The sequence below is a fragment of the Tardiphaga sp. genome, assembly GCF_044336785.1.
GTDB lineage: Bacteria > Pseudomonadota > Alphaproteobacteria > Rhizobiales > Xanthobacteraceae > Tardiphaga.
The window spans coordinates 1-13055 of record NZ_JBIIOT010000122.1 but is presented as its reverse complement, the minus strand read 5'-3'; the positions used below and the strand labels follow the sequence as shown (position 1 = coordinate 13055).

The following is a 13055-nucleotide window of genomic DNA, read 5'->3' as shown; positions in this document are numbered from 1 at the left end:
GAGCGTCGCTGCCAAATATCGCTGTAGTACAAATAAACAGAAGGAACGGCGGATCTGCGATAAGGTCCGTCGATGAGAAAAACTATCACCCCATGACGACCCATATCCCACCCGCGACCGAGGTTCTTGCCGTCGCCGACTGCTGGTCCGCCGAGCCTGAGGCCGATGCGATCATCCATCGCGCCATCGAGGCCGCATCCGGCATGGTCGAGGACGACACCGCCGACGCCGAACTCGCCATCATGCTGACCGACGATGCCGGCATCCGCACGCTGAACAACAACTGGCGCGGCATGGACAAGGCGACCAATGTCCTGTCATTCCCCGCGCTGCAGCCGCCGGAAGGCGCACAGGTGGCGGACGATATCCCGAAAATGCTGGGCGATATCGCGATCGCCTATGAGACGACGCGCCGCGAGGCGGATGACGAAGACAAGCCCTTCGCCAATCATCTCAGCCATCTCGCCATTCACGGCTTCCTGCATCTGGTCGGCTACGACCACGAGAATGACGCGGAAGCCGAAGAGATGGAGCAGAAAGAGCGCGAGATCCTGGCCACCCTCGGCATTCCGGATCCCTATGCCAATCAGGGCGAGGTGATCTGACATGCCGGAGGGCGATAGTAACAACACGACGAGCAACCTTCCCGCCATCGTGCATGAGGGCGAGGTCATCCGCCCGTCTGCCGAGACCTGGCTGACGCGCGCGATCCGCTCGCTGTTCGGCTGGAAGACCGGATCGGTGCGTGCCGATCTGCAGGTGGTGCTCGATGCATCGGAGCCGGCAGAGACCGGCTTCTCCACCGTCGAGCGCACCATGCTGCGCAACATTCTCGGCCTCAACGAGCGCCGCATCGCCGACGTGATGGTGCATCGCTCCGACATCGTGGCGGTCAAGCAGGACATTTCGCTTGGCGAATTGATGAGCCTGTTCGAGAGCGCCGGCCATTCGCGCCTCGTGGTCTATAACGAGACGCTCGATGATCCCGTCGGCATCGTCCATATCCGCGACATGCTCGGCTACATGACCATCAAGGCCCGCAAGGAGCCGAAGCCCGCGGCTGCGACGACGGCGCCAACGACGACGACCAGGCGCAAGAAGGCGCTGCCGGCAGGCCTCGACCTGCGCAGCGTCGATCTCGCGCAGGCGCTGATCGAGACCGGCATCATCCGCAAGCTGCTCTATGTGCCGCCATCCATGCGCGCCATCGACCTGCTGGCACAGATGCAGGCCGCTCGCCTGCATCTCGCGCTCGTGGTCGACGAATATGGCGGCACCGACGGCCTCGTCTCCATCGAGGATATCGTCGAGCAGATCGTCGGCGAGATCGATGACGAGCATGACAGCGAAGAACCGCCCTCCATCGTCAAGCAGGGCGACTATTTCATCGCCGATGCCCGCACCAGCCTCGACGAAGCACGCAAACTGATCGGCCAGGATTTCGAGACCGGCGAAGACGGCGAGGATGTCGAAACGCTGGGCGGCTACATCGTCACCCATGTGGGTCGCCTGCCCGTGCGCGGCGAAGTGATCGCCGGCCCCGGCGAATTCGAGATCGAGGTGCTTGATGCCGATCCGCGCCGCGTCAAACGGCTGCGCATCGGCCCACGCAAGGAGCGCCCTGCTCCGCGCGCGCCGCGCAAGCGTGGCACCGCCCCCGACACCGCCAATTCGCAATCCACTGACGCTGCGAATCCGCCCCCCTCCGGAGACAGTGCGGGAACGCCGTGATCCCCAAACAACTGCGCAATGTCGCACTCAGCATCATTCTTGCCTGGGGCTGGAAGCGTGCAGCCATCGCCGTCCTTGCCGGCGCCGTCTCGTCGCTGGCGATGGCGCCGTTCAATGCGTGGCCGATCCTCTTCGTCACATTCCCCGTCGTCGTCTGGCTGATCGACGGCGCGGCTGCCGGCAAGATGCGCGGCATTCCGGCGGCCGCCATGGCCGGCTGGTGGTTCGGCTTCGGTTACTTCGTGCCGGGCCTGTACTGGATCGGCTACGCTTTCCTCGTCGATGCCGACACATTCGCCTGGTTGCTACCCGCCGCGATCTGCGGCCTGCCCGCTTATCTTGCGCTCTACACCGCGCTCGGCTTTGCGATCGCGCGCCTGCTCTGGACCAAGGATGCCTCGCGCGTGCTGGCGCTTGCGGCCAGCCTCACCGTCGGCGAGTGGCTGCGCGGGCACATGCTCACCGGCTTTCCATGGAATTCGTTTGGCTATGCACTGACCGAGCCGCTGGCGCTGGCGCAGACCATGTCGCTGATCGGCCTGTGGGGCATGACGTTCATTGCCGTGGCGATCTTCGCATCGCCGGGCGTGTTGATCGACGGCCGCTCGCGCACGCGGCACCCGTGGCTCGCGCCTGTGCTGGCCTTGTCGCTGCTGATCGTGATGGGCATCTACGGCGCCATCCGTCTCGGCAGCACGCCGACAGAATTCGTCGCCAATGTGAAGCTGCGGATCATGCAGCCCAACATCTCGCAGGACAAACGCTTCAACTATTCCGCCAAGGCGGATGTGATGAGCAAATATCTGGCGCTGTCCGATCGCTCCACCGGTCCCGAGAACAGCGGCGTCGGTTCGGCCAATGTGCTGATCTGGCCGGAATCAGCTTTCCCGTTCTTCCTGTCGCGCGAAGCCGATGCGATGGCGCAGATCGCGGACCTGCTGCCGAAGGGCACCGTGCTGATCACCGGCGCCGTGCGCCCGCCGGACCAGCCGCCCGGCACGCGCGTCACCCGTGCCTATAATTCGATCTTCGTGATCGATCACGACGGCACCTTCCTCTCCGTCTATGACAAGCTGCATCTGGTGCCGTTCGGCGAATATCTGCCGTTCCAGAATGTGCTGGAAAAGATCGGCCTGCAGCAGCTCACAAAAGTGCATGGCGGCTTCATTCCGGGCCTCAGGCGCAAGGTGATGGATGTGCCCGGCGCACCAAAGATGCTGCCGCTGATCTGCTACGAGGCGGTCTTCCCCGACGACATCGTCATCCAGAATGATCGTCCCGGCTGGATCGTGAATCTCACCAATGACGGCTGGTTCGGCATTTCCACCGGGCCCTATCAGCATCTGCAGCAGAGCCGGGCTCGCGCAATCGAAGAAGGGCTCCCGCTGGTTCGCGCAGCGAATACCGGGATTTCCGTGGTCGTCGATCCCGTCGGCCGCATCGTCGCGCAGCTCGGTCTTGGTATCGAAGGCGTGCTGGATTCCCGCCTGCCTGCGGCGATTCAGCCCACTTTTTACGCGAAGACCGGCGATCTTCCCGCAACGATTGGTATCGCCCTGGCAATCGTTTTCGTGGCGCGCCGCCGGACCAAGTCCCGCGTTTGATTAGTATCTTAATTATTTTAGATAGTTACGATCGTCCCTGCGCATTTGATATTTCGCAGGATGCCTAAGCCTAAAGGCTTTCTTAGCTAGCTTTATTCGCTTTAGTTCTCGATATTTGAGAAATAACTATCTTTGGGTGCAAATTTTCTACTTAGGAAGATTTACGCGGCCGTTATATAGTCTATTAGGATACCGTCGGCTCGCCACTGATGCCGATCTGCGACGGGCGTCTTCTCTGCTCCGTCTCCCCTATTTTGTGATCAGGAGTGTTTGAGATGTCGACGAAAGCGCCCAATCCTGTTGACAAATATGTCGGCAGCCGTGTGCGCATGCGCCGCATTATGCTGGGCATGAGTCAGGAGAAATTGGGCGAAGCGCTCGGTCTGACATTTCAGCAAGTACAGAAATACGAGAAGGGCACCAACCGCGTCGGTGCCAGCCGCCTGCAACAGATCTCGGAGATCCTGCAGGTGCCCGTGTCGTTCCTGTTCGAGGGCGGCCCCGGTGCTATCGAAACCGCCAACGGCTTTGGTGAAGCGGCTTCGCCGACTTATGTCTCGGACTTCCTCGCCACATCCGAAGGTCTCGCACTGACACGCGCATTCACGCGCATCAGCGATGCCAAGCTTCGCCGCAGCATCGTCGACCTCGTCGAACAGATCGCCGCGCGGGAAGTGACCGAACAGAAGTAGAGCCTTTTTGGATTGAGACCACCACCGTCCTCATGGTGAGGAGCGCGCCCTTTGGCGCGCGTCTCGAACCATGGCGTTTATCGCCCATCCCTTGCGAATGGCTACGCCATTCGCTGGGAGACGCCGCGCAAACGCGCGGCTCCTCAGGATGCGGGAGAGTGAGCGGAGAGGACGCGTCTTTTCCGGCCGGTATTCGTCATCGCCCCGATAGCGTCGCGCGCATTTCGGCGCTATCACCCCGCCATGACGACTGACGACACCACCGACGATTCCAAACGCTATACCGGCTCCTTCTTCGGACGCCGCAAGGGCCACAAATTGCGCGACCATCAGGCCGGCCTGATGGCCGAGCTGCTGCCTGCGCTGACCGTGGACATCACGCAGCCCGCACCCGACGATCTGCGCAAGCTGTTCGATGCAGGGATCGACACCGTGCGCCTCGAGATCGGCTTTGGCGGCGGCGAGCATCTCGTGGCCGAGGCGCTGGCGCATCCACATATCGGCTTCATCGGCTGCGAGCCCTATATCAACGGCATGGCCAAGATCCTGGTGCAGATCGAGGCGCAGAACATCCGCAACATCCGCCTTGTCGCAGGTGATGCGGCGGAGCTTTTGAACTGGGCACCCGCGCAATCGCTGACGCGCATCGACCTGATCCATCCCGATCCGTGGCCGAAGAAGCGACACTGGAAGCGCCGCTTCGTGCAGGACAAGACCCTCACCGAAATGACGCGCGTGCTGGTGCCGCAGGGCGAGTTTCGGTTCGTCTGCGATATCGAGAGCTATGTGGCGTGGACGCTGTGGCACGTCACGCGATCGCCGGCTTTCGTGTGGCTGGCCGAGCGCGCCGATGACTGGCGCCTGCCGTGGCCGAACTACACGATGACGCGCTACGGCCGAAAGGCCACGCGCGAGGGGCGCAAGGCGGCGTATTTGATGTTTCGGTTGAAGTGAGAGCTACCACTACCTGTCATCGCCCGGCTTGACGGGGCGATCCAGTAACACCGGAGCTGATACTGCACTGACGTCAGTTACTGGATCACCCGCTTTCGCGGGTGATGACAGTTAGAGCGTATCGATGACGACGCGCCTCACAACATATTCGCCAGCACGCGATCCGGCGGCTTATGCGCGTCCAGGAATGCGCGGATGTTGATGATCACTTTCTCGCCCATCTCGACGCGGCCTTCCACTGTCGCCGAGCCCATATGCGGCAGCAGCAGCACCTTGCCGGCCTTGGCGAGACGCACCAGTTTCGGATTCACCGCAGGCTCGTGCTCGAACACGTCGAGCGCGGCGCCGGCGATGTCGCCGGCCTCGATCAGCTTGGTCAGCGTTTCCTCGTCGATCACCTCGCCGCGCGCGGTGTTGACGATATAGGCATCCTTGCGGATCAGCTTGAGACGGCGCGCCGACAACAGGTGGAACGTGGCCGGCGTATGCGGGCAGTTCACCGAGATGATGTCCATGCGCGCGAGCATCTGGTCGAGCGAGTCCCAATAGGTGGCGCCGAGTTCGTCGGCGATGACCGGGGCGACCGGCTTGCGGTTGTGATAGTGGATCTGCAGCCCGAACGCCTTGGCGCGACGCGCCACCGCCTGGCCGATGCGGCCCATGCCGATGATGCCGAGGCGTTTGCCGCCAAGGCGCCGGCCGAGCATCCAGGTCGGCGACCAGCCCTGCCAGTCCTCGCGGCCCTCGGTGAGAATGGCGGCCCCCTCGATCAGGCGGCGCGGCACCGCGAGGATCAGCGACATGGTCATGTCGGCCGTATCTTCGGTGAGCACTTTCGGCGTGTTGGTGACGGTGATGCCCTTGGCCTGGGCTGCGGCGACGTCGATATTGTCGACGCCATTGCCGAAATTGGCGATCAGCTTCACCTTGCAGTCGGGCTGATCGAGCAAGTCCTTGGTGATTTCGTCGGTGACGGTGGGGACCAGCACATCGGCGGTGCGGATCGCCTCGGCGAGCTGTTCCTGGGTCAGCGGCACATCATCGACATTGAGGCGGGCGTCGAACAATTCGCGCATCCGCGTCTCGATGGAATCCGGCAGACGGCGGGTGACGACAACGAGGGGCTTTTTCTTGACCGTCATATCCTGCTCACTCGCGCCTTGTTCGTTCAGTCCGCATTAACCCGGTTGATCGAAACTCCGGCAGCCGCGCAAATGCACCGTTTCCTCGGGTTCCCCGACACTTAACCGAGTGTTTTGGGGCCTTGGTCCTCTCTATCAGAGAACCGGGCCGAAACAAGAACCTGCGGGCGAGCGTGCAATGCGACAAACATGGAATGGGGCGAGGTTGGGTTAATGGCGTCGGGGCGTTTTGCGTATGCGGGTTTGGCGGCAGCACTCATCGTCACCGCGATCGGTCCGGCCTTCGCCGCGAACACGCTCCCCATCGGTGCCAGCGGCCTGCCGGTGCCGCGCTATGTCAGCCTGAAATCCGACCATGTGAATGTCCGCGCCGGCCCCACCAAGGATAACGACGTGGCCTGGGTCTATACCAAGGCCGGGCTGCCCGTGGAGATCACTGCCGAATACGAGAACTGGCGCCGGGTCCGCGATTCCGAGGGATCGGAAGGCTGGGTGTATCACTCGCTGCTGTCCGGCCGCCGCACCGCGGTGGTGACCATGAAGCAGAAGGACGAGCTGGCTTCGATCTATGACGATCCCAATGCCAGCAGCGCCGTGGCCGCGCGGCTGCAGGCCGGTGTCGTGGCGCAGGTGAAGCGCTGCAAGGATGGCTGGTGTCGCGTGATCGGCAACGGTTTCGACGGCTGGATCCAGCAGGAACGCCTGTGGGGCGTTTATCTCGACGAGAAGGTCAACTGACCGGATGCGCAGCGGCCTGCTGGCCTTTGCCCTGGCGCTGCTGCCGCAACTGGCGCTCGCGCAATCGGCGGCGGACAAATGTCTCGCTGTCGGGCAGCGCCTGACAGAGGCGGCACCGCTTGCTCGCACTGCGAATGCGCTTCAGGCCAATGGCTCCTTGCGCATCGTCGCCATCGGCTCGTCATCGACGCGCGGACTGTGGCAGACCGATTCCGCACTGACTTATCCGGGCATGCTGAAATCCGAACTGGAGCGGCTGAGGCCGGGACTGCAGGTCGCGATCACCAATAGCGGGCGCAATGCCGATACCATCCCCGGCAATGTCGCGCGGTTCGAGCGCGATGTGTTCGCGCACAGACCGGATCTCGTGGTCTGGCAGATCGGCACCAATGACGTGACCTGGCTGCAGAGCAGCGGCAGCCTCACCGGGAAAATCGTCGAGGGCATCCGGCAGATCAAAGCCAAGGGCGCCGATGTGGTGCTGATGGACCAGCAATATGCGCCGGTGATCCTGGCCTCGAACTACAGCAAGATGCAGGCGAGCATTGCCGACGCGGCGAAGCAGGAGAATGTGCCGCTGTTCTCGCGCTTCGACCTGATGCGCCGCGCTGTGGAAGGCGGACTGTCGATGTCCGCGCTGACGAGCATGGATGGATTGCACAGTTCGGCCGATGGCTATGCCTGCACCGGCCGCGGGCTGGCCCGCGCGATCGTGGCGGCGATGCCTGCAAACGAAAACGCGCCGGCGAAACGCCAGCGCGGAAAATAGCGACCTACTCCGCCCTCATGGTGAGGAGCGCGCGCTTGCGCGCGTCTCGAACCATGGAAGCGAACTCCGCGGCTCATCCTTCGAGACGCGGCCGAAGATGGCCGCTCCTCAGGATGAGGGGGAGAGTATGTCGCGAAGAATTTTTAGCTCAGCGCTTCTTGCGCAGGCGGACGACCATGTCGATGCGGCTGATCTCGAAGCCTTCCGGCACGTCCGGCATCTTGGTCAGAACGAGGCTCTGGTTCGGGATATCGACCAGCTCGTGATTGTTCTCGAAATAATAGTGGTGATGCGTGGTCACATTGGTATCGAAATACGTCTTCGTACCATCGACGCTGACCTGGCGCAGCAGGCCGGAATCGGTCAGCTGGTTCAGCGTATTGTAGACGGTCGCGAGCGACACCGGCACCTTGGCCAGGGTGGCTTCCTCATAGAGCATTTCAGCGGTGAGATGGCGGGCACCCTTGCCGAACAGCAGCCAACCCAGCGCCATGCGCTGACGGGTGGGACGCAGGCCGACCGACTGCAGCATCTCGTTGACGTCATGCCACGGGCAACCAGTCAGGGCCGGCTGGCGGCCATGATTGATTTCGGCAACCGCGGTTGCATCGTCCATCGTTGAAATGCTGTCGCTCATATCCACGTCGATAATCCCATCACTTCCACGCAATTCTACTCGGAAATTCTCCAATAATATAAAATCGATGGCCGCCAGATGCAAGAATTTCGCAACTAGGCGGTCGGACCTGTGGAACCGTGCACCGCAACACCGGGGGCAAACCCAAATATGCCGTTAAAAGCGGATGATACGCCGCTTTGCCGCCTTATGAGCGTATGATAGAGAGCCCCGAACCGGGACAGGTTCCCGCGTATTTGGAACAATTCTATACGGCTCATCTTGGTTAAAGTCAGCCGTTAGACAGCAATGGACCCAGAAAGCCCGGTATGCTTCAGGATAAAAAGAACAGCTACGCCTATGAAGATCTGCTGGCTTGTGGCCGCGGCGAGCTGTTTGGACCGGGCAATGCGCAGCTGCCGCTGCCGCCGATGCTGATGTTCGACCGCATCACTTCCATCACGGAAGATGGCGGCGAATACGGCAAGGGCTTCATCCAGGCCGAACTCGACGTCAATCCGGACCTCTGGTTCTTCGCCTGCCACTTCAAGAACGATCCCGTGATGCCGGGCTGCCTCGGCCTCGATGCCATGTGGCAGATGGTCGGCTTTTTTCTGGGCTGGTCGGGCGGTATTGGTCCCGGCCGCGCGCTCGGGCTCGGTGATCTGAAATTCTCCGGCCAGGTGCTGACGAATGTCAAAAAGGTCGTCTACACCATCGATGTGAAGCGCGTGATGCGTTCCAAACTGTGGCTCGGCATTGCCGATGGCTCGCTTTCTGCCGATGGCGAGATTATCTATCGGGCAAAGGATTTGAAGGTCGGCCTGTTCAAGCAGGACACCGCAGCGCAGTCGGGAATGTAACATACCCTCTGCGATTCACGGCGGTCTCCGAGGGGGCGACCGCCAAGTCCACAACACGTTAGTTCAAAGGGCGAGACGATCATGAGACGGGTTGTCGTCACCGGGATGGGCATTGTCTCATCCATCGGAAACAACACGCAGGAAGTGCTTGCGAGCCTCCACGAGGCCAAGTCCGGCATTACGCGCGCCGAAAAACATGCCGAGTTGGGTTTCCGCTCGCAGGTGCAGGGCGCGCCGACCATCAATCCAGCGGATGTGGTCGATCGCCGCGCGATGCGCTTCCTCGGCGAAGGCGCCGCATGGAATCACATCGCCATGGAGCAGGCGATCCAGGACTCCGGCCTGTCGCCCGAAGACATTTCCAACGAGCGCACCGGCATCATCATGGGCTCGGGCGGACCGTCGGCCCGCACCATCGTCGATAGCGCCGACATCACCCGCAGCAAGGGCCCGAAGCGCGTCGGCCCGTTCGCGGTGCCGAAGGCGATGTCCTCCACCGCCTCTGCGACGCTCGCCACCTGGTTCAAGATCAAGGGCGTGAACTATTCGATCTCCTCGGCCTGCGCGACCTCGAATCATTGCATCGGCAATGGCTATGAGATGATCCAGTGGGGCAAGCAGGACATCGTGTTTGCCGGCGGCTGCGAAGAACTCGACTGGTCCTTGTCGGTGCTGTTCGACGCCATGGGCGCGATGTCGTCCAAGTATAACGACAATCCCTCCACCGCTTCACGCCCCTACGACGTCAATCGCGACGGTTTCGTCATCGCCGGCGGCGCGGGTGTGCTCGTGCTCGAAGAGCTCGAACACGCCAAGGCGCGCGGCGCCAAGATCTATGGCGAAATCATCGGCTATGGCGCGACGTCGGACGGCTACGACATGGTCGCACCGTCGGGCGAAGGTGCGGAGCGCTGCATGAAGATGGCGCTGGCCACCACCGGCGGCATCAAGATCGACTATATCAATCCGCACGCGACCTCGACGCCGGCGGGCGATCCGCCGGAAATGCAGGCGATCCGCAACGTGTTCGGCGTGGGTGACAAGTGTCCGCCGATCTCGGCGACCAAGGCCCTCACGGGCCACTCGCTCGGCGCCACCGGCGTGCAGGAGGCGATCTATTCGCTGCTGATGATGCAGAATGGTTTCATCTGCGAGAGCGCGAATATCACCGAACTCGATCCGGTGTTCGCCGACATGCCGATCGTGCGCAAGCGCATCGACAATGTGAAGCTGAATGCCGTGCTATCGAACTCGTTCGGGTTCGGCGGGACGAATGCGACGCTGGTGTTCAAGCGGATGGATGCGTAAGCGGCATCGATTGGCTCTGCTGTCATCCCCGCGAAAGCGGGGATCCAGTAGACACCGGCCTCGCGGATAAAACACTAGCAGCAGCGTTTACTGGGTCACCCGGTCAAGCCGGGTGACGACAGGGAGTATCACTCCCCATTCCACCCACACACCCGCATCCGTTCGTGCAGATGCGGCGGCACCGGTGCTGTGACCCGCACCGGCTCCTTGTTCTTCGAGATCGGAATCACGATCTCCCGCGCATGCAGATGCAGGGTCGGTTCGCCGAAGCGCGGGCCATTGCCATAGATATTGTCGCCGACAATCGGATAGCCCGAGGCCGACGTATGCACGCGGAGCTGATGCGTGCGCCCCGTTACCGGCTCCAGTGCCAGCCACGCCATCCCACCACCGCGGCCGAGCACCTTGAAATTCGACACCGACGGCAGCCCTTCCGGATCCGGCTTCATCCACCAGCCGCGTTCGGCATTGAGACGCCCCAACGCCATGTCGATGACGCCCGCGTCGGCCTCCGGCCCACCTTCGACCACCGCCCAGTAAGTCTTGGAAATCCGGCTGTGCTTGAACAGGAGCCCCAGTGACGCCGTGGCCTTGCGATGGCGGCCGAGCACCAGGCAGCCCGACGTGTCGCGATCCAGCCGATGCGCCAGAACGGGCGCGCGCGGCAGGCCGTATTGCAGGAACCGAAACGAATTCTCCAAATTCGGCCCACCTTTGGGGCCACGATGCACGGGCAGGCCGGCCGGCTTGTCGATCACCAGCATCAAACCGTCCCGGTGCAACACCCGCGACAGGATGTCGGCTTCGGTCAGGTCGCCGACAAGGGCCGGCTCGACGACTGCGACCGGCAGGGCATCGACGTCACTTTCTTCGCTGTTACTTTGATTCATGGCGCGAAACGGCTAACACACCCCCGACATGAGTGACACTCCCGAAACGCCAAAAGCGAGCTGGTGGCGACGGCTCTCCGACGGCCTGAAACGCACATCGAGCTCGATCGGCTCGGCGGTCGCCGATCTCGTGACCAAGCGCAAGCTCGACCGCGCGATGCTCGAGGATATCGAGGACGTGCTGCTGCGCGCCGATCTCGGCTCCGACGTGGCCGCACGGATCGCCAAGGCGGTCGGCCAGGGCCGCTTCGACAAGGCGATCTCTGCCGATGAGGTGAAGGCCGTGGTGGCCACCGAGGTCGAGAAGGTGCTGGCGCCCGTCGCCCAGCCGCTGGTGATCGACACCGCGCAAAAACCCTTCGTGCTGCTCGTGGTCGGCGTCAACGGTTCCGGCAAGACCACCACCATCGGCAAGCTGGCATCAAAGCTCACCGCCGAAGGCCGCAGCGTGATGCTCGCCGCCGGCGACACGTTTCGTGCGGCAGCCATCGAGCAGCTGAAGGTCTGGGGCGATCGCAACAAGGTGCCGGTGATTGCCGGCGCGCAGGGCTCGGACTCCGCCAGCCTCGCTTTCTCGGCCGTCACTGCTGCCCGCGACGACAATCGCGACGTGCTGCTGATCGATACTGCCGGCCGGCTGCAGAACAAGGCCGAGCTGATGAACGAGCTCGAAAAGGTCGTGCGCGTCATCAAGAAAGTGGACGCCACGGCTCCCCACGCCGTGCTGCTGGTGCTCGATGCCACGGTGGGACAAAACGCGCTGTCGCAGGTCGAGGCGTTTCATCGTACGGCTGGCGTGACCGGCCTCGTGATGACCAAGCTCGACGGCACCGCGCGGGGCGGCATCCTTGTGGCGCTATCCGAGAAGTACAAACTGCCGGTGCATTTCATCGGTGTCGGCGAAGGCATCGACGATCTCGCGCCGTTTACGGCCAGCGATTTCGCGAAGGCCGTTGCAGGGATTGACGCGTAGTCGCCATCCTTCGAGACGCGCGCCGATGGCGCGCTCCTCTGGATGAGGGCGGAGTGTGGTGCGGCTGCAAATAACGTAGAAGCCCTCACCCTGAGGAGGCGAGCAGCGCCGTCTCGAAGGGCGAGGCCGTGAGAGGATCGATGGACAAGCAACAACCCCACCCGCTGTTCAAGCTCGCCACCGAGCTTGGACCGTTGATCATCTTCTTCGTGGCGAATTCCAAATTCGGCCTGTTCGCGGCCACCGGCGCCTTCATGGTCGCCATCGTCGTCGCGATGATCGCGTCCTATGTGGTCGTGAAGCATGTGCCGATCATGGCCATCGTGACGGCCTTCGTGGTGCTGGTGTTCGGCGGGCTGACGCTGTGGCTGCATGACGAGACCTTCATCAAGGTCAAGCCGACCATCATCTACAGCCTGTTCGCCGTGGTGCTCGGCGGCGGATTGTTGTTCGGTCGTTCCTTCATCGCCATCATGTTCGATCAGGTCTTCAACCTGACGCCGGACGGCTGGCGCGCGCTGACGCTGCGCTGGACGCTGTTCTTCGCGGCGATGGCCGTGCTCAATGAAGCGATCTGGCGGACGCAGACAACGGATTTCTGGGTGACGTTCAAGGCGTTCGGCGTGATCCCGCTGACCATGGCCTTCGCAGTGGCGCAGATGCCGCTGATCAAGCGCTACACCATCGAGCCGGCAACGCTTGCGGAGAGCGAGCGCGATGCCGGGAATGTGGGGAAGTAATTTCCTAACCTCTCCCCGCTTGCTGGGAGAGGTCG

14 protein-coding genes are annotated in these 13055 nt (G+C 62.4%); 11 read left to right on the top strand and 3 right to left on the bottom strand.

Annotated elements, in window-relative coordinates:
- The first annotated feature begins 92 nt into the window (after nt 1-92).
- From ybeY to trmB, 5 genes are all read left to right on the top strand, one after another.
- Nucleotides 93-605, top strand: coding sequence for an rRNA maturation RNase YbeY (gene ybeY, locus ACIQ2A_RS23240; protein WP_398483878.1), 513 nt, complete (start codon nt 93-95; stop codon nt 603-605).
- A 1-nt stretch (nt 606) separates the two neighbouring features.
- Nucleotides 607-1731 (top strand): hemolysin family protein, encoded by a 1125-nt coding sequence (locus ACIQ2A_RS23235; protein ID WP_398483876.1) that lies wholly within the window; start codon nt 607-609, stop codon nt 1729-1731.
- Nucleotides 1728-3335 (top strand): apolipoprotein N-acyltransferase, encoded by a 1608-nt coding sequence (gene lnt / locus ACIQ2A_RS23230; protein ID WP_398483874.1) that lies wholly within the window; start codon nt 1728-1730, stop codon nt 3333-3335. The genes ACIQ2A_RS23235 and lnt overlap by 4 nt, the downstream gene beginning before the upstream one ends.
- A gap of 275 nt (nt 3336-3610) precedes the next feature.
- Entirely contained in the window at nt 3611-4027 is a 417-nt protein-coding gene (locus ACIQ2A_RS23225; protein WP_398483872.1) for a helix-turn-helix domain-containing protein, read from the top strand.
- Nucleotides 4028-4270: 243 nt separating this feature from the next.
- Nucleotides 4271-4981, top strand: coding sequence for a tRNA (guanosine(46)-N7)-methyltransferase TrmB (gene trmB, locus ACIQ2A_RS23220; RefSeq protein ID WP_398483870.1), 711 nt, complete (start codon nt 4271-4273; stop codon nt 4979-4981).
- Between the two features lie 137 nt (nt 4982-5118).
- Here trmB and ACIQ2A_RS23215 read toward each other — a convergent pair whose 3' ends face one another.
- Nucleotides 5119-6123, bottom strand: a complete 1005-nt coding sequence (locus ACIQ2A_RS23215; RefSeq protein ID WP_398483868.1) for a 2-hydroxyacid dehydrogenase — start codon at nt 6121-6123, stop codon at nt 5119-5121.
- A gap of 213 nt (nt 6124-6336) precedes the next feature.
- On the opposite strand from ACIQ2A_RS23215, the gene ACIQ2A_RS23210 reads away from it, so the two are divergent.
- Together ACIQ2A_RS23210 and ACIQ2A_RS23205 are read left to right on the top strand one after the other, a co-directional pair.
- A complete protein-coding gene (locus ACIQ2A_RS23210) occupies nt 6337-6861 on the top strand; it encodes an SH3 domain-containing protein (protein ID WP_398483866.1) in 525 nt (174 codons plus the stop codon).
- Between the two features lie 4 nt (nt 6862-6865).
- A complete protein-coding gene (locus ACIQ2A_RS23205; RefSeq protein WP_398483864.1) occupies nt 6866-7630 on the top strand; it encodes an SGNH/GDSL hydrolase family protein in 765 nt (254 codons plus the stop codon).
- 148 nt (nt 7631-7778) lie between these two features.
- Here the strand turns inward: ACIQ2A_RS23205 and irrA are convergent, their stop codons facing one another.
- Nucleotides 7779-8246 (bottom strand): iron response transcriptional regulator IrrA, encoded by a 468-nt coding sequence (gene irrA / locus ACIQ2A_RS23200; protein ID WP_398483862.1) that lies wholly within the window; start codon nt 8244-8246, stop codon nt 7779-7781.
- A gap of 329 nt (nt 8247-8575) precedes the next feature.
- Between irrA and fabA the strand changes: the two genes are divergently transcribed.
- Entirely contained in the window at nt 8576-9109 is a 534-nt protein-coding gene (gene fabA, locus ACIQ2A_RS23195) for a bifunctional 3-hydroxydecanoyl-ACP dehydratase/trans-2-decenoyl-ACP isomerase (RefSeq protein ID WP_398483859.1), read from the top strand.
- An 81-nt stretch (nt 9110-9190) separates the two neighbouring features.
- Nucleotides 9191-10417, top strand: coding sequence for a beta-ketoacyl-ACP synthase I (gene fabB, locus ACIQ2A_RS23190; RefSeq protein ID WP_398483857.1), 1227 nt, complete (start codon nt 9191-9193; stop codon nt 10415-10417).
- 128 nt (nt 10418-10545) lie between these two features.
- Here fabB and ACIQ2A_RS23185 read toward each other — a convergent pair whose 3' ends face one another.
- On the bottom strand, nt 10546-11181 hold the full coding sequence (locus tag ACIQ2A_RS23185) for an RluA family pseudouridine synthase (protein ID WP_398483881.1): 636 nt from the start codon (nt 11179-11181) through the stop codon (nt 10546-10548).
- A 154-nt stretch (nt 11182-11335) separates the two neighbouring features.
- Between ACIQ2A_RS23185 and ftsY the strand changes: the two genes are divergently transcribed.
- On the top strand, nt 11336-12280 hold the full coding sequence (ftsY, locus tag ACIQ2A_RS23180) for a signal recognition particle-docking protein FtsY (protein WP_398483855.1): 945 nt from the start codon (nt 11336-11338) through the stop codon (nt 12278-12280).
- Between the two features lie 140 nt (nt 12281-12420).
- A complete protein-coding gene (locus ACIQ2A_RS23175; RefSeq protein ID WP_398483853.1) occupies nt 12421-13020 on the top strand; it encodes a septation protein A in 600 nt (199 codons plus the stop codon).
- The last annotated feature ends 35 nt before the right edge of the window (nt 13021-13055 follow it).

What these genes read in the sequence shown, in the direction of transcription:
- ybeY (WP_398483878.1), top strand. Translation starts at nt 93, where the DNA reads ATGACGACCCATATCCCACCCGCGACCGAGGTTCTTGCCGTCGCCGAC.
- ACIQ2A_RS23235 (WP_398483876.1), top strand. Translation starts at nt 607, where the DNA reads ATGCCGGAGGGCGATAGTAACAACACGACGAGCAACCTTCCCGCCATC.
- ACIQ2A_RS23225 (WP_398483872.1), top strand. Translation starts at nt 3,611, where the DNA reads ATGTCGACGAAAGCGCCCAATCCTGTTGACAAATATGTCGGCAGCCGT.
- trmB (WP_398483870.1), top strand. Translation starts at nt 4,271, where the DNA reads ATGACGACTGACGACACCACCGACGATTCCAAACGCTATACCGGCTCC.
- ACIQ2A_RS23215 (WP_398483868.1), bottom strand. Translation starts at nt 6,123, where the DNA reads ATGACGGTCAAGAAAAAGCCCCTCGTTGTCGTCACCCGCCGTCTGCCG.
- ACIQ2A_RS23210 (WP_398483866.1), top strand. Translation starts at nt 6,337, where the DNA reads ATGGCGTCGGGGCGTTTTGCGTATGCGGGTTTGGCGGCAGCACTCATC.
- ACIQ2A_RS23205 (WP_398483864.1), top strand. Translation starts at nt 6,866, where the DNA reads ATGCGCAGCGGCCTGCTGGCCTTTGCCCTGGCGCTGCTGCCGCAACTG.
- irrA (WP_398483862.1), bottom strand. Translation starts at nt 8,246, where the DNA reads ATGGACGATGCAACCGCGGTTGCCGAAATCAATCATGGCCGCCAGCCG.
- fabA (WP_398483859.1), top strand. Translation starts at nt 8,576, where the DNA reads ATGCTTCAGGATAAAAAGAACAGCTACGCCTATGAAGATCTGCTGGCT.
- fabB (WP_398483857.1), top strand. Translation starts at nt 9,191, where the DNA reads ATGAGACGGGTTGTCGTCACCGGGATGGGCATTGTCTCATCCATCGGA.
- ACIQ2A_RS23185 (WP_398483881.1), bottom strand. Translation starts at nt 11,181, where the DNA reads ATGCTGGTGATCGACAAGCCGGCCGGCCTGCCCGTGCATCGTGGCCCC.
- ftsY (WP_398483855.1), top strand. Translation starts at nt 11,336, where the DNA reads ATGAGTGACACTCCCGAAACGCCAAAAGCGAGCTGGTGGCGACGGCTC.
- ACIQ2A_RS23175 (WP_398483853.1), top strand. Translation starts at nt 12,421, where the DNA reads ATGGACAAGCAACAACCCCACCCGCTGTTCAAGCTCGCCACCGAGCTT.